Source organism: Xanthomonas cissicola (assembly GCF_008801575.1).
Lineage (GTDB): Bacteria > Pseudomonadota > Gammaproteobacteria > Xanthomonadales > Xanthomonadaceae > Xanthomonas > Xanthomonas cissicola.
Genome location: NZ_VZPL01000003.1, coordinates 63312 through 78750 on the forward strand (window position 1 = coordinate 63312; position 15439 = coordinate 78750).

Genomic DNA, 15439 nt, shown 5'->3' on the forward strand with positions numbered 1-15439 from the left:
CGGGATAACGTTGCCATGCACCGCTGCCGTGCCGCGATGCGCCAAGGCACGCAGTGTGCCTGCCGCACGCTGTGGCGGATTCGCGCACCCGCACGCAGCGCTCCAAAAACGAAAACGCCGACACGATGGCCGGCGTTTCGAACTTCTGATCTGCAGATGAACTTGCAACTGTCGGACGTGCACACCCACCCTGGAGGCGGGCAGGCCACCGCTTAGTGCTTGAGGTTGCGACGCAAGCGCTCCAGCGCCTGCAACTGCACTGTCGCTTCGGCCAGCTGACGCTGTGCCTCGGCCACGTCCACCGTGTTGCCACGATTGGCCAGCAGCCGCTCGGCCTCTTCCTTGACCTTGCGCACGGCCGCCTCGTCGATGTCCTGCGCACGCACCGCGGTGTCGACCAGAATGGTCACCACTTGCGGCTGCACTTCCAGGATGCCGCCGGAAATGGCGAAGTCCAGCTGTTCGCCATTGGCGGTGGTCACCACCACCTTGCCCGGCTTCAGGCGCGTGATCAGCGGCGCGTGCTTGGGCGCAATGCCCAGCTCGCCCAACTCGCCGGTGGCCACGACCAGCGTCGCCTCACCGTGGAAGATTTCCTTCTCGGCGCTGACGATGTCGCAACGGATAGTGCTCATGATGCCTCACTCTGTGAGGCGGGGAATCGGGAATCGGGATTCGGGAATGGGAAGAGCGCCTGGCTACGCACGCTTCCTGGTTCCCGCACTCCGACTCGCCTACAACCCGCCTTTACGATTCCCAATTCCCGATTCCCGATTCCCGATTCCAGCCGCGTAGCGGCCGGGATCCATCAGGCCTTGGCGCTCATCTTGTTGGCCTTCTCGACGGCTTCTTCGATGCTGCCGACCATGTAAAACGCCTGCTCCGGCAGGTGGTCGTATTCGCCGTCGCAGATTGCCTTGAAGCCGCGGATGGTGTCCTTCAACGACACGTACTTGCCCGGCGATCCGGTGAACACTTCGGCCACGTGGAAGGGCTGGCTGAAGAAGCGCTCGATCTTGCGTGCGCGCGACACCGACTGCTTGTCTTCTTCGCTCAGCTCGTCCATGCCCAGGATGGCGATGATGTCCTTCAGTTCTTTGTATTTCTGCAAGGTCTGCTGCACGCGCTGGGCGGTGTCGTAATGCTCGTGGCCGATCACCAGCGGGTCCATCTGGCGGCTGGTGGAGTCCAGCGGATCCACCGCCGGGTAGATACCCAGCGAGGCGATGTTACGGCTCAGCGTAACGGTCGAGTCCAAGTGGGCGAAGGTGGTCGCCGGCGACGGGTCGGTCAGGTCGTCCGCGGGCACGTACACGGCCTGGATCGAGGTGATCGAACCACTCTTGGTCGAGGTGATGCGCTCCTGCAGAACGCCCATCTCTTCGGCCAGGGTCGGCTGGTAGCCCACGGCCGACGGCATACGGCCGAGCAGCGCGGACACTTCGGTACCGGCCAGCGTGTAGCGGTAGATGTTGTCGACGAACAGCAGCACGTCCTTGCCCTTACCGCTGGCGTCCTTCTCGTCGCGGAAGTACTCGGCCATGGTCAGGCCGGTCAACGCCACGCGCAGACGGTTGCCCGGCGGCTCGTTCATCTGGCCGTACACCATCGCCACCTTGTCCAGGACGTTGGAGTCCTTCATCTCGTGGTAGAAGTCGTTGCCCTCGCGGGTACGCTCGCCCACGCCGGCGAACACGGACAAGCCGCTGTGCGCCTTGGCGATGTTGTTGATCAGTTCCATCATGTTGACGGTCTTGCCGACGCCGGCACCGCCGAACAGGCCGACCTTGCCGCCCTTGGCGAACGGGCACATCAGGTCGATGACCTTGATGCCGGTTTCCAGCAATTCGGTGCTGGACGACTGGTCTTCATACGACGGTGCGCCGCGATGGATTTCCCAATGGTCCGAGGCCTGCACGTCGCCAGCTTCGTCGATCGGGCGACCCAGCACGTCCATGATGCGGCCCAGCGTACCGGCGCCGACCGGCACCGAGATGGCGCGTTCGGTGTTGGTGGCGACCAGGTTGCGCTTCAGGCCGTCGGTGGAGCCGAGCGCAATCGTGCGCACGACGCCGTCGCCGAGCTGCTGCTGCACTTCCAGGGTGATTTCGGTGCCGTCGACCTTCAGCGCGTGATACACCTTCGGCACTTCATTGCGCGGGAATTCGACGTCGACGACCGCGCCGATGATCTGAACGATCTTGCCCTGACTCATTTGGATAACTCCACTAATGTCTGTTCGATTCTTGTGTCGGGAATAGGGAAACGGGAATCGGGAATGGGAAGATCAAGTGCTGCTGCCTCGACCATTCCCGATTCTCCATTCCCTATTCCCCGCTATACGGCCGCTGCGCCGCTGACGATTTCCGAAATTTCCTGGGTGATCGCCGCCTGACGTGCCTTGTTGTAGACCAGTTGCAAGGTGCCGATCATCTTGTTGGCGTTGTCGCTGGCGGCCTTCATCGCCACCATGCGCGCGGCATGTTCGGAAGCCACGTTTTCCAGTACGGCCTGGTACACCAGCGACTCGATGTAACGCGTCATCACGTGCTCCAGCACGCTGGCGGCATCGGGTTCATACAGGTAATCCCAATCGTGATGCGCAACTTTGTGCTCGGCGGCCGGCAGCGGCAGCAGCTGATCGAAGCTGGCCTTCTGCGTCATGGTGTTCACGAAGCGGTTGTAGACCAGATACACGCGGTCCACCTTGCCTTCGATGAAGGCATCGATCATCACCTTGATCACGCCGATCAGCTGCTCCACCTGCGGGCTGTCGCCCAGGTGGGTCACGCTGCCGACCATGTTGACCTTGATGCGGCGGAAGAAGGCCGAGGCCTTCTGGCCGATGGTCACCACGTCGATTTCGGCACCGGTGTCCTGCCAGGGGCGCACTTCGCCCAGCATCTTGCGGAACAGGTTGTTGTTCAGACCGCCGGCCAGACCGCGGTCGGACGAGATCACGATGTAACCGACCCGCTTGACCTGCTCGCGCTCGATCAGGAACGGATGCTGGAAATCAGTGCTGGCCTGCGCCAGATGCCCGATCACCTGCTTCATCGCCTGCGCATACGGACGCGAGGTCTTCATGCGCTCTTGCGCCTTGCGGATCTTGGAGGCCGAGACCATTTCGAGCGCGCGCGTCACCTTGCGGGTGTTCTGCACGCTCTTGATCTTGGTTTTGATTTCGCGTCCGCCTGCCATACTCGCTCGCTTCGCTCGCTTAGTGGGAATGGGGAATCGTGAATCGGGAATTGGCACAGCCAACTCCGCCTTGACGATTCCCTATTCTCTATTCCCGATTCCCGCAGCTGGATTTACCAGCTGCCCGTGGTCTTGAACTCTTCGATGCCCTTCTTGAAGCTGGCTTCGATGTCGTTGTCCCAACCGCCGGTGCTGTTGATCTTGGAGACCAGCTCGCCCTGGGTGTTGGCGAAGTGCGCGTGCAGGCCTTCTTCGAACGCCAGCAGCTTGTTGACCGGCACGTCATCGAGGTAACCCTCGTTGACGGCATAGATCGACAGCGCCTGGTTGGCGATGGACATCGGCGCGTACTGCTTCTGCTTCATCAGCTCGGTGACGCGCTGACCGCGCTCGAGCTGCTTGCGGGTGGCTTCGTCCAGGTCCGAGGCGAACTGCGCGAACGCCGCCAGCTCGCGGTACTGCGCCAGCGAGATACGGATGCCGCCGGACAGCTTCTTGATGATCTTGGTCTGCGCTGCACCACCGACGCGCGACACCGAGATACCGGCGTTCACGGCCGGACGGATACCGGCATTGAACAGGTCGGTTTCCAGGAAGATCTGGCCGTCGGTGATCGAGATCACGTTGGTCGGCACGAACGCGGACACGTCGCCGGCCTGCGTTTCGATGATCGGCAGCGCGGTCAGCGAACCGGTCTTGCCGGTCACCGCACCGTTGGTGAACTTCTCCACGTACTCCTCGGACACGCGCGCAGCGCGCTCCAGCAAACGGGAGTGCAGATAGAACACGTCGCCCGGGTAGGCTTCGCGGCCCGGCGGGCGCTTGAGCAGCAGCGAGATCTGGCGATAGGCCACGGCCTGCTTGGACAGATCGTCGTACACGATCAGCGCATCTTCGCCGCGGTCCATGAAGTACTCGCCCATGGTGCAGCCGGCATACGGGCTGATGTACTGCATCGCGGCCGATTCGGACGCGGTCGCAGCCACCACTACGGTGTGCGCCAGCGCGCCGTTTTCTTCCAGCTTGCGCACGATGTTGGCAACGGTCGAGGCCTTCTGGCCGATCGCCACGTACACGCACTTGATGCCGGTGCCCTTCTGGTTGATCACCGCGTCGATCGCCAGCGCCGTCTTGCCGGTCTGACGGTCGCCAATGACCAGCTCGCGCTGGCCACGGCCGATCGGAATCATCGCGTCGACAGACTTGTAACCGGTCTGCACCGGCTGGTCGACCGACTTGCGCCAGATCACGCCGGGCGCAACGCGCTCCACCGGTGCGGTCTGGGTGGCGCCCAGCGGGCCCTTGCCGTCGATCGGCTCGCCCAGTGCGTTGACCACGCGACCCAGCAGCTCCGGGCCCACAGGCACTTCCAGGATGCGGCCGGTGGTCTTGGCCACGTCGCCTTCGCGCAGGCTTTCGTAGTCGCCCAGCACCACGGCGCCGACCGAATCGCGCTCCAGGTTCAGTGCCAGCGCGAAGGTGTTGTTCGGCAGTTCGATCATTTCGCCCTGCATCACGTCGGCCAGGCCGAAGATGCGCACGATGCCGTCGGACACGCTGGTCACGGAGCCTTCGTTGCGCGACTCTGCGGACAGCTTGACCGCTTCGATGCGGGTCTTGATCAGGTCGCTGATTTCGGAGGGGTTGAGCGTGGTTGCCATCGTTCAGTCCTAGGTGCCGGCCGCGAGGGCCGTGCGTTTATGTGAATTCAGTGGGCGAGCGAGCTTTGCAGACGCGCAAGCTTGCCCTTCAGCGAGCCGTCGATGACCACGTCGCCGGTGTCGATCACCGCGCCGCCGATCAGCGACGCATCGACTGCGGTGGTGATGTCCACGTCGCGGCCAAAGCGCTTCTTCAGCGCAGCAGCGATCGTGTCGAGTTCGGTCTGGCTCATTGCAGCGGCCGAGGTCACCGTCGCCTTGACGACATGTTCGGCCTCGGCACGCAGGTGTTCGTACAAGCCTGCAACTTCCGGCAGCAGCGACAGCCGCTGCGCATCGGCCAGCACGCCGAGGAAACGCAGATAGTCCTCGCCCGCCTGCGGCGGGGCCAGCAGCGTCACTGCCTGTTCCTGGCCCAGGGCCGGGTCGAGCAGCAATGCGGCCACGCGCGGGTCGCCGGCCACCTGCGCCGAAAACGCCAGCGCATCGGACCAGGGCGCGAAGTTGCCGCCCTCACGCGCGATCGCAAACGCGGCACGGCCGTAGGGACGGGCAAGGGTGAGGGCCTGACTCATCGCTTAAATCTCCGCCGCCAGCTCGTCGAGCAGCGCCTTGTGGGCGTTGGCATCGATTTCGCGCTTGAGCAGCTTTTCTGCACCGCTGACGGCCAGCACCGAGACCTGCTTGCGCAGCTCCTCGCGGGCACGCGTGGCGGATGCGTCGATTTCGGTCTGCGCCAGATCCTTCTGACGGTTGGCTTCGGCAATTGCCTCCAGCTTGGCCGCTTCGATGATCTGGTTGGCGCGCGCATGGGCCTGATCGATGATCTCGTTGGCCTTGGTGCGTGCGTCCTTCAGTGCTTCATTGACCTTTTCCTGCGCCTGCGCCAGATCCTTCTGACTACGGTCGGCCGCAGCCAGACCTTCAGCAATCTTTTGCTGACGCTCTTCGATCGCCTGCAGCAGCGGCGGCCAGATTTTGGTCGCGACGATCCAGATCAGACCGGCGAAGGCCAGCGCCTGGGCAAAGATGGTAAGGGTGATATCCATGGGTCGCTCAATCGCTGTTTAGGGGTGAAAGCGCCACCGCGCGGCGGCGCTTTCCGACCTTCATCCGCGGATGCAACCGCCAAGGGCGGCATCCACATCCTGCTACCGCTGGATCAGCCGGCAGCCTGCGACAGACGCTCGATGAACACCTGGGCCAGCGGGTTGGCGAAGGCGAACAGCAGGCCGACAGCGACGCTGATGATGAACGCGGCGTCGATCAGGCCGGCGGTGATGAACATACGAACCTGCAGCACCGGGATCAGCTCCGGCTGGCGCGCAGCCGATTCCAGGAACTTGCCAGCCATGATGGCCAGACCGAGGCCGGCACCCAGCGCGGCCAGGCCGATCATGATGCCGACGGCGAGGACGGTGGAGCTCTGGACTTGAGCGAGGTTGGTCAGGACGGCGAGGTACATGGTGATCTCCGAACGAAAGTTTCTAAGGGTGATGGATGAAGCGGAATGAAGCAGATGAAGGGTGACGCAAACTCAGTGACTGTCTTCGGCCAGGCTCAGATACACGATCGACAGCATCATGAAAATGAAGGCCTGCAGCGGAATCACCAGCAGGTGGAACAGCATCCAGCCCAGGCCGAATGCGCCGCCAGCGACCATGCCGGCGATGCCCGCACCGCCCAGCACCCAGATCAGCAGGAAGACGATCTCGCCGCCGAACATGTTGCCGAACAGTCGCATCGCCAACGAAATCGGCTTGCTCAGCCACTCGACGATGTTCAAGAGCAGGTTGAACGGCATCATCCACTTGCCGAACGGCGCCGTCAGGAATTCCTTGGCCATGCCGCCTACGCCCTTGGAGCGCAGCGAGAACACGATCATCAGGAAGAACACGCTGATCGACATGCCCAAGGTGGCGTTGACGTCGGCGGTCGGCACCGGCTTCCAGGCGTGCACGCCGGCCCAGCCCAGCGGGATGGCGATGAAATCGGCCGGAATCATCTTGATGAGGTTCATCAACAGGATCCAGAAGAAGATGGTGATCGCGATCGGCGTCACCAGCTTGCTGCTGCCGTGGTAGGTGTCCTTGGCCTGGCGATCGACGAATTCCAGGCAAATTTCAACAAATGCCTGCCACTTGCCCGGCACGCCGGCCGTGGCATTGCGGGTCGCCGTCCAGAACGCCAGGACCATGACCAGACCCATCAACACCGCCATGATCAGGGTGTCGAGGTGGATGGTCCAAAACGTGCCGCCACCATCGCGAACCGGAACGATCAGGTTCTGCAAGTGATGCTGGATATAGGAGGTAGGTGTTGCTGCCTCGCCCGCCATGTGTCCGGAGCCCTTTAAGTTCGAATCAACGCCTGGCCAGAGCCAGAACCTGAAAAATCAGCCCGATGGCGATACCCGCCAACAAAGCCAGAGGAGGCAGCCGCCACAGGCCGAAGCCGAGCGCCAGCGCCACGAAAACCAACACCCACTTCAGCACCATCGCCAGAATCAGCCGCACCATGGCGATGCCCGCTGCCTGGATACCGCCACCTAGCGCGGTACGTGCCGCAACCCAACCGCCCAGCACTGTCGCAAATCCGGTCAATGCCAGACCTGCAGCGTAACGGGGACCGACCAACAGCAACCCCAGACTAGTTATAGCTACGGCAGCAAGCGGATATACCGCAGCGCGCAGCATCAACCGCCGACCCGCGTCAACGGAGTTCAGCACTACGGTTACCTTACGTGTGAATGAGTGGGAAGCGCAGTTGCGCCTCGTCGAGCCGCGAAAGTATAGCAATGGGACAAATTGCGAGACAACCGGCAGAGGTCATCGCTTGCTGCGATGCACCACATGGCGGCCGCCGCGGCGGGTGGGAACTTTGCCACAAACCGGCGGTCAGAACTTGCGAGGCCTGCACATCCTCGTCGAAAGGTACCGCCGCAGGCCGCGTCTAGGAGCCCTGGGAGACCGGGGCTCCTGCTTTGGTACGCATTTTGTCGCACCCTGCGACCTTCCCATCGACGGTCCAATCGAGTCCTTGGCTCGAACGGCCTGCAGACGACCGTGGCAGCGACGCTGTACGCATCCGTGACTCGACCAACGCATTAGCGCAAGCGGACCGTTTTGTCCGATTGCTATGACTGCCTTCACGCTGATTGGACAGCTTCTTCACTTTTGAAAGACGCGCACTTATCGACCATGCGCTGCACAGGCCGAACCGCCTGACCATTCTAAGAATTCGGAGCTCCCATGAAACACCTCCTCGCACTGGCGATCCCGTGCGTGCTGGCCGTCGCCTACGCCGCGCCCGCACACGCCGAAGACACCGATGACCGCTTCCAGCTCCGCCTCGGCGCGATGAATGTCGACAACGACAACACCCTGCGCGGCAACACGCTGCTGGCTGGCAACAACGTCTCGGTCAACGAAGACTTCAAGCTGGGCGGCAAGGAATGGGAGCCGCGCGTGGATGGCGTGTTCCGCATCAGCACCCGTCAGCGCCTGATCTTCGACTACTTCAAGTACGACAAAGATCGCCGCGAGACGCTGAGCCAGGATCTGAGCGCCGGTGGCGTCACCGTGCCGTCCGGTAGCTTCATCAAGGGCGAGCTGAAGTACCAGGTCGCGACCCTGGTGTACGACTACTCGGTGATCGATTCTCCGGAATTCAGCCTGGGCCTGCAGATTGGCGCCGAGTACGCCAAGGTCGAAGCCAATGCCTACGCCGATCTGGGCACGTTGTTCAGTGGCGACGTCTTGGACGAAAGCGAAGACGGCGTTGCGCCGGTCGTCGGCATCCGCTTCACCGCACGTCCCAGCGAGCATTGGCTGTTCAATGTGCAGGGCCAGTACCTCAACACCAGCTGGGGCGACTTCGGCGACTACGACGGCGACCTGAGCCGCGCCAACGCGATTGCCGAATACCGCTTCACCAAGAACTTCGGCATCTTCGCCGGCTACGACTGGTTCAAGCTGGACGTGGACCGCGAGGGCAGCGACGGCCTGGTCGGCCTGAAGCAGGAGTTCAAGGGCCCGGTGGCGGGCGTGACGTTCGCGTTCTGATTCTTCGGGACCCGGAACCGGGACCCGAAGACAGCTTCATGCAGAACCCCGCAGCGATGCGGGGTTCTGTCGTTTAACGGGTGCGCAACAAGTAACCGACGCGGTGGCAGCCACACGGCACAGCGGATACACGCTCAGGGCGGCTTGGTCGCACCCGCTACCAACAGATGCCGGTGCGTGGTGCAGTAGCACTCGTCGTGCCAACCGTAGTGCGGGTCGGTGCAGATCGCGTGCTGCACCGTCGCCGGCAGCGACGCCGCGTCGCTGCGCAGGTCGCGCTTCAGCGACACCAACACCGAGCCCGGATGCGGCCAGTCGGTCCGCCGCGGCGGCTCGGCTATGCGGTTGCCGCTGGCCAGTTCGCGCTGCAGCAGCGCCTGCAGTTCGGGACACAGATTGCCCTGCCCCACGGCGACCTCCACGCAACGAGTCACCACCGCGGCGACCGCGCCACGCGTGGCGGCACGGTCGTGCGGAGCGACGTCACTTCTTCTTGGGGATGTACAGATCGGTGATGGTGCCGTCGTAGACCTCGGCGGCCATGCCGACCGACTCGCTCAGGGTCGGATGCGCGTGGATGGTGTGGCCGATGTCTTCGGCCTCGGCCCCCATCTCGATCGCCAGGCCGATTTCGGCCAGCAGGTCGCCGGCATGCACGCCGACGATGGCGCCGCCGATCACGCGATGGGTCTGTTCATCGAAGATCAGCTTGGTGAAGCCCTCGGTGCGGCCGATGCCGATCGCGCGGCCGCTGGCGGCCCACGGGAACTTGGCCACGCCCACCTTCAGGCCCTTGGCCTTGGCTTCGGTTTCGGTGACGCCGACCCAGGCGATTTCCGGGTTGGTGTAAGCCACCGACGGGATCACCCGCGCCACCCATTCCTTTTTCTCGCCGGCAGCCACTTCGGCGGCCAGCTTGCCTTCGTGGGTGGCCTTGTGCGCCAGCATCGGGTTACCGACGATGTCGCCGATGGCGAAGATGTGCGGCACGTTGGTGCGCATCTGCCGATCGACCGGAATGAAGCCGCGCTCGGTGATGGTGACGCCGGCCTTTTCCGCACCGATCTTCTTGCCGTTCGGGCTACGGCCCACGGCGACCAGCACGCGGTCGTACGCGGTGGCCTGCAGACCGGGCTTTTCGCCTTCCACAGCCGCCTCGAAGGACACCGTGATGCCGCTCTTGTCGGCCTTGACGTCGGTGGCCTTGGTCTTGAGATGGACTTCGACGCCCTGCTTTTTCAGGCGGTCGGCCAGCGGCTTGACCAGGTCCTTGTCGGCGCCCGGCATCAGCTGGTCCATGAACTCGACCACGGTCACCTTGCTGCCGAGCGCGCTGTACACCGTGGCCATTTCCAGGCCGATGATGCCGCCGCCGACCACCAGGAGGGTCTTGGGAATGTCGTGCAGCTCCAGCGCGTCGGTGGAGTCCATCACGCGCTTGTCGTCCCACGGGAAGTTGGGCAGCTTCACTGCCTGCGAGCCGGCGGCGATGATGCAGTGCTCGAAGCGCAGCAGCTGGGTCTTGCCGTCGTCGCCGACGATTTCCAGCTCGTTGGGCGAGACGAAGCTGGCCACGCCGGTCACGGTGCGCACCTTGCGCTGCTTGGCCATGCTGGCCAGGCCGCCGGTGAGCTTGCCGACCACTTTTTCCTTGTACTCGCGCAGCTTGTCCAGGGTGATCTTGGGCTGACCGAAGTCCACGCCGAAGTCGCCGGCATGGGCCACTTCATCGATCACCGCGGCGGCATGCAGCAGCGCCTTGGACGGGATGCAGCCGACGTTGAGGCAGACACCGCCCAGGCTGGCGTAGCGCTCGATCAGCACCGTGTCCAGGCCCAGGTCGGCCGCGCGGAACGCAGCGGTGTAGCCGCCGGGGCCGGCGCCGAGCACCACCATCTTGCATTCGATGTCGGCCGGCTTGCCGCTGGCCAGCGCCGGTTTGGGCGCGGCCGGCTCTGCCGGGGCGCGGTGCGACGGCGTCACCGGCGGCTTGCTGCCCGGTGCGGCGGCAGGCGCTGCAGCGGCCGGGGCGGCCTTGGGTTCGGCCTTGGCCGGCGCGACAGCCTCGCCTTCGGTTTCGAGCAGCAGCACGAGCGCGCCTTCGGACAGGGTGTCGCCGACCTTGACCTTGAGTTCCTTGACCACCCCGGCGGCCGAGGACGGCACTTCCAGCGTCGCCTTGTCCGATTCCAGCGTTACCAGTCCCTGGTCCTTGGCCACGCTGTCGCCAACGGCGACCAGCACTTCGATGACGGGGACATCGCTGTAATCGCCGATGTCGGGAACCTTGATTTCAATGACCGCCATTTGCTTCTCCTGTAGCTCAACCGGCCGTGCCGGCAAGCGTCTGCTGGAGTTCATCCAGCGACGATTCGATTTGGGTCCAGCGCTTGTCGCGCTTCTTTTCCTTGCCTTCGCTGGCTTCGATCAGCAGCGCGGCCTGTTTCAGCAGCAACTCGCCGGCGCCGCAGCTGGGGCGAGCGCCGCTGTAGCGCACGCCATCGACCTGGAACGAGAGCACTTCGCCCTCGCTCACCGGGGCGGTGCGTCCGTTCGGTGCGAGCTGGGTCAGCGTGTTGGTCCAGTTGCTGACCAAGCGCTTGGCCAGGGCCGCCGGAATCGGGATCTCGACCGTTTCCGGGGTCTGCTCGGTGCGGAACTGCACGCTGCCGCGGTCAGTCTGGCTGACCCAGCTGTAGACGCGCTCGTCGGCGCGGCTATGCCGCAGGGTCCAGTCGGCGCCCTCCTTGCCCGGTACCAACGACACCGCGCTCTCCACGCCACGTGTGGGCAGGGTCAGCAACGACAAGGCGGGCTTGGTGCCGCCATCCAGCAGCGTGGTGACGGCCGTGCCGTAGTTGCCCACGGCCGGCGGCCAGCCGCGGCCGAGCGTGCTCTCGCATTCGCGTGCGGCCGCGGTTGTCCACGGCAGCACGCCGAGCGCGGCGATGGTCAGCAGCGCGGCCCTCACAGCAGGACGCGACGCATGTCGGCCAGCACCTGGCTGAGATAGGTGGTGAAACGGGCTGCCAGGGCGCCGTCGATGACCCGGTGGTCGTAGCTCAGCGACAACGGCAGCATCAGCTTCGGCGCGAAATCCTTGCCGTTCCAGACCGGCTGCATCGCCGACTTGGACACGCCCAGGATCGCCACTTCCGGCGCATTGATGATCGGCGTGAACGCCGTGCCGCCGATGCCGCCGAGCGAGCTGATCGAGAAGCAGCCGCCGCTCATGTCGGCCGGGCCTAGCTTGCCGTCGCGCGCCTTCTTGGCCAGCTCGCCGCTTTCCTGCGCGATCTGCAACACGCCCTTCTTGTCGACATCGCGGATCACCGGCACGACCAGGCCGTTCGGCGTATCGGCCGCAAACCCGATATGGAAGTACTTCTTCAGGGTAAGGTTTTCGCCGGCCGCATCCAGCGAGGCGTTGAACTCGGGGAACTTCTTCAGCGCCGCGGCGCTGGCCTTGACCAGGAAGGCGAGCATGGTGAGCTTGATGCCGGCCTTCTCGTTCTCTTTGTTGAGCGCCACGCGCAGGGCTTCCAGGTCGGTGATGTCGGCCGACTCGAACTGGGTGACGTGCGGAATCATTGCCCAGTTGCGCGCCAGGTTGGCACCGGAAATCTTCTTGATGCGCGACAGCGACTGGGTCTCGGTCTCGCCGAACTTGCTGAAGTCCACCTTCGGCCACGCCAGCAGGTTCAGGCCATTGCCGCCACCGGCCGGCGCGGCACCGGCTGCGGCAGGTGCGCCGCCGCTGAGTGCGGCCTTGACGAAGCGCTGCACGTCTTCACGGGTGATGCGGCCGCCCTTTTCGCTGCCCTTGAGCTGATTCAGGTCCACGCCCAGTTCGCGTGCGAACACGCGCACCACCGGGCTGGCGTACGGCACCTTGGACGGCAGCACGCTGTCGGCATCGAAGGTCACCGGCGGGCTGCTCGGGTTGCCTGCGGACGGCTGGCCGCCCTGCGCTGCCGGCGTGCCGGTGCCGGAACGCGCGCCCTGCACTTGCGCGATTTCGCGCTGGGCCAGCTTGTCCGGCTCGGCCGGGACGGCAACCGGCTCGACCTTGCCCGCGGTTTCGGCGGTGTCGGTGGTGGGCTTGGCCGGCGACTGCGCCGCACCGGCGCCGCCGTCGGCGGCTGCAATGATCGCCACCACATTGCCCTGCGAGAGCGTGTCGCCGACCTTGACCTTGAGTTCCTTGACCACGCCGGCGGCCGAGGACGGGACTTCCATCGTGGCCTTGTCCGATTCCAGCGTGACCAGGCTCTGGTCCTTGGCGACGGTATCGCCCACGGCCACCAGCACTTCGATCACCGGGATGTCGGTGTAATCGCCGATATCGGGCACACGCGCTTCGATCAGGCCGCCGCCGTCCGAAGAGGCCGCAGGCGCAGCAGATTCGGCCCTGGCAGCCGGTGCCGGGGCGGCGGCGGGCGCAGCCTTGGCCGGTGCGGCGGGCGCAGCGGCAGCGGCGGGCTTGGCGGCAGCGGCGCCGGCGTCGGCCACTTCGATCAATGCCACCAGCGCGCCCTGCGAGAGCGAATCGCCGACCTTGACCTTGATCTCCTTGACCACGCCAGCCACCGACGAAGGCACTTCCATGGTGGCCTTGTCCGATTCCAGCGTGACCAGGCTCTGGTCCTTTCTGACCGTATCGCCGACGGACACCAGCACCTCGATTACCGGGACGTCGCTGTAGTCACCGATATCGGGGACAAGTGCTTCCTTGATTTCGGCCATACGGGGAACTCCGGCAACAGAATGGGGAAACCCCTATTGTGGCCGGCTGCGGGCCGCAGCGCCAACCATTGCCGTGCAAAAAGTCGCGCGCCAGGCAGGATGCAGCGTCCGCATGCATGCGCACGCCGCTCATTTCGTCGCGCGCCGATCGACCCGCAACAGTTGCAGTGGCTCGCCCGACGGCAAACGATACGCCAGCGCATTGTCCAACCCATCGAGCGCTTCCAGGCGCTGGCACAACTGCTGCGCGCGCGGCCGCAATGCACGCGCCTGCGGCTCGACCAGGCGCTCGACGCGCGCCTCCATGCCATCGAGCGAACGCAGCTGCACATCATTTCCGGTGATTGCGGACTGCACCGCACCGGCCCCCACATCGCCGATCAGCTGCGGCAGCAGCTCGGCGACCAGCGCGCCGATGTCGTCGTCGATATCGATCGGGGTCAGCTGGCTTTTGCTGAAACTCTGATTCAAGCGCACATCGATCTTCTCGCGCACGTTTGCCAGCTGCAGGCGCGTGGCGTCCGGGCTGCGACTGAAGCCGGCGGCCACCTCGCCCAATGCGGTGATTGCGATATCGGCCGCTTCGCGCCCGACTGCCTGCGCCAGTGGCACCGCATCGCGGGTCTGGCGCTCGAACTGGATCAGGCGGGCGCGATCGTCTGCGCTCAATGCCACCCAGCGGTCGTCGACGAATAGAGCGCCCTGGCGCATCACCAGCCGCTGCGGCGTGCCTGATCCGCGGATCAGGATCAGGCTGCGTGCGTTGAGCGTGAGGTCGTAATCGCTGTCGACCTCGCAGTGCAGGTCCTGGTCCTTGGCAGCGGCCACCCCTGCGCCGCTCAACAGCCCGAACAGCACAGCTGCTGCCATCGTGATTGCGTGTTTGATTGCCATCTGGCCACTCCGTTGTGGGCTGGCGGCAGCATGCCCGCACCTCTGGCACGCAGGCCTGTGCCGGAGGCTGGCATGACTTCTGGCCACTGGCCGCCACGCGCGCAGCGCAGGTGTCGACAGCAGGCGGGCGGCGTGCATCAACCATCAGTGCGCGGCACTGCGACGGCGGCGTGGTTCGCTGCGACGCTCGCATTCCACACCGACCTCGCGTCGTGTCACCTCGGCTAGCGCACCGCGTCGCAAAGGGGTTGCCAGGCTGCCGCCAGCCGCGGCAGCGACCAGGCGGCATTGGCCGGGCTGGTGGATGGCAACGCGACGACTGGCAGCGCGCAACGCTGCGCCGATAGCAGCGGCTGGACGTGCCGGCGCCAGGCCTGTGCTGCCGCAGTGCCATTGCAGGCCACCATGCGCAGCTGCGGCAGCGTAGCCAGCAACGCGGGCAGCGGATTGACCACGATGCTCGCCGCCACAATGGACGTATCCAGACTGCCACGCCGCTCGCATTGGCCGATGACATCCCACAGGCCCACGCGATGGTCGAGCAATGCATGCAAGCGCAGTGCATAGCTTTCGGCTGTATCAATGCCCAACAGGGCATGCATCAGCGGCCAGAAACGATTGCGTGGATGCGCGTAGTAACGCGCGGCTTCCAGTGATGCGACACCGGGCATCGAACCAAGCAGCAACACCCTGCAATCGCTGCGAATGTGCGCTGGCAAGCCTCGGCTGAGGTGTTTTTCCGTCACGGCAATCGCATCTGCGTGAATGTCTTTTTCAGACTGCATGACGTAACGGCGGCCTTCTTGGGGTAATTCCTGAACAAACGAAATTTTAGCGGGCCACAGGTGGGCGTGGATTCAGATTTTTAGGAAT

At 64.5% G+C, this 15439-nt stretch carries 16 protein-coding genes; 1 reads left to right on the forward strand and 15 read right to left on the reverse strand.

The annotated features are described in order from the left end of the window. Nucleotides 1–212: 212 nt before the first annotated feature. The 9 genes from F7R02_RS02040 to F7R02_RS02080 all read right to left on the reverse strand — a co-directional run bounded on the left by F7R02_RS02040 (nucleotide 213) and on the right by F7R02_RS02080 (nucleotide 7591). Nucleotides 213–635 (reverse strand): F0F1 ATP synthase subunit epsilon, encoded by a 423-nt coding sequence (locus F7R02_RS02040; RefSeq protein WP_003484011.1) that lies wholly within the window; start codon nucleotides 633–635, stop codon nucleotides 213–215. A gap of 173 nt (nucleotides 636–808) precedes the next feature. After that, complete coding sequence (gene atpD, locus F7R02_RS02045) at nucleotides 809–2215, reverse strand: F0F1 ATP synthase subunit beta (protein ID WP_003484008.1); 1407 nt, start codon at nucleotides 2213–2215, stop codon at nucleotides 809–811. Nucleotides 2216–2337: 122 nt separating this feature from the next. Beyond that, the gene (gene atpG / locus F7R02_RS02050) at nucleotides 2338–3201 is read right to left on the reverse strand and encodes a F0F1 ATP synthase subunit gamma (RefSeq protein WP_003484006.1); all 864 of its coding nucleotides are present in this window, start codon (nucleotides 3199–3201) and stop codon (nucleotides 2338–2340) included. A gap of 113 nt (nucleotides 3202–3314) precedes the next feature. Continuing rightward, the gene (atpA, locus tag F7R02_RS02055) at nucleotides 3315–4862 is read right to left on the reverse strand and encodes a F0F1 ATP synthase subunit alpha (RefSeq protein ID WP_003484004.1); all 1548 of its coding nucleotides are present in this window, start codon (nucleotides 4860–4862) and stop codon (nucleotides 3315–3317) included. Nucleotides 4863–4909: 47 nt separating this feature from the next. After that, nucleotides 4910–5437, reverse strand: coding sequence for a F0F1 ATP synthase subunit delta (locus F7R02_RS02060; RefSeq protein ID WP_078567836.1), 528 nt, complete (start codon nucleotides 5435–5437; stop codon nucleotides 4910–4912). A 3-nt stretch (nucleotides 5438–5440) separates the two neighbouring features. Then, nucleotides 5441–5911 carry a F0F1 ATP synthase subunit B gene (locus tag F7R02_RS02065; protein WP_003483999.1) on the reverse strand — a complete coding sequence of 157 codons (471 nt, stop codon included), beginning with the start codon at nucleotides 5909–5911 and terminating at the stop codon, nucleotides 5441–5443. Between the two features lie 113 nt (nucleotides 5912–6024). After that, nucleotides 6025–6327, reverse strand: a complete 303-nt coding sequence (gene atpE / locus F7R02_RS02070) for a F0F1 ATP synthase subunit C (protein WP_002814105.1) — start codon at nucleotides 6325–6327, stop codon at nucleotides 6025–6027. 72 nt (nucleotides 6328–6399) lie between these two features. Then, nucleotides 6400–7200, reverse strand: a complete 801-nt coding sequence (gene atpB / locus F7R02_RS02075; RefSeq protein ID WP_078567837.1) for a F0F1 ATP synthase subunit A — start codon at nucleotides 7198–7200, stop codon at nucleotides 6400–6402. A gap of 25 nt (nucleotides 7201–7225) precedes the next feature. Continuing rightward, nucleotides 7226–7591 (reverse strand): hypothetical protein, encoded by a 366-nt coding sequence (locus F7R02_RS02080; RefSeq protein WP_005920882.1) that lies wholly within the window; start codon nucleotides 7589–7591, stop codon nucleotides 7226–7228. 522 nt (nucleotides 7592–8113) lie between these two features. Between F7R02_RS02080 and F7R02_RS02085 the strand changes: the two genes are divergently transcribed. Further along, nucleotides 8114–8926, forward strand: coding sequence for a hypothetical protein (locus F7R02_RS02085; protein ID WP_003483976.1), 813 nt, complete (start codon nucleotides 8114–8116; stop codon nucleotides 8924–8926). Between the two features lie 134 nt (nucleotides 8927–9060). Here F7R02_RS02085 and F7R02_RS02090 read toward each other — a convergent pair whose 3' ends face one another. The 6 genes from F7R02_RS02090 to F7R02_RS02115 all read right to left on the reverse strand — a co-directional run bounded on the left by F7R02_RS02090 (nucleotide 9061) and on the right by F7R02_RS02115 (nucleotide 15351). Continuing rightward, nucleotides 9061–9348: a hypothetical protein gene (locus tag F7R02_RS02090; RefSeq protein WP_033484958.1), complete on the reverse strand. Its 288-nt coding sequence runs from the start codon at nucleotides 9346–9348 to the stop codon at nucleotides 9061–9063. Nucleotides 9349–9409: 61 nt separating this feature from the next. Continuing rightward, on the reverse strand, nucleotides 9410–11233 hold the full coding sequence (lpdA, locus tag F7R02_RS02095; protein ID WP_078590347.1) for a dihydrolipoyl dehydrogenase: 1824 nt from the start codon (nucleotides 11231–11233) through the stop codon (nucleotides 9410–9412). 16 nt (nucleotides 11234–11249) lie between these two features. After that, the gene (locus tag F7R02_RS02100) at nucleotides 11250–11897 is read right to left on the reverse strand and encodes a hypothetical protein (RefSeq protein WP_003483967.1); all 648 of its coding nucleotides are present in this window, start codon (nucleotides 11895–11897) and stop codon (nucleotides 11250–11252) included. Then, the gene (locus tag F7R02_RS02105) at nucleotides 11894–13672 is read right to left on the reverse strand and encodes a dihydrolipoyllysine-residue acetyltransferase (RefSeq protein WP_078590348.1); all 1779 of its coding nucleotides are present in this window, start codon (nucleotides 13670–13672) and stop codon (nucleotides 11894–11896) included. The genes F7R02_RS02100 and F7R02_RS02105 overlap by 4 nt, the downstream gene beginning before the upstream one ends. Before the next feature lie 129 nt (nucleotides 13673–13801). Further along, nucleotides 13802–14566 carry a DUF2884 family protein gene (locus tag F7R02_RS02110; RefSeq protein WP_078590349.1) on the reverse strand — a complete coding sequence of 255 codons (765 nt, stop codon included), beginning with the start codon at nucleotides 14564–14566 and terminating at the stop codon, nucleotides 13802–13804. A 224-nt stretch (nucleotides 14567–14790) separates the two neighbouring features. Next, complete coding sequence (locus F7R02_RS02115; protein ID WP_033484962.1) at nucleotides 14791–15351, reverse strand: DNA-deoxyinosine glycosylase; 561 nt, start codon at nucleotides 15349–15351, stop codon at nucleotides 14791–14793. Nucleotides 15352–15439 lie beyond the last annotated feature (88 nt).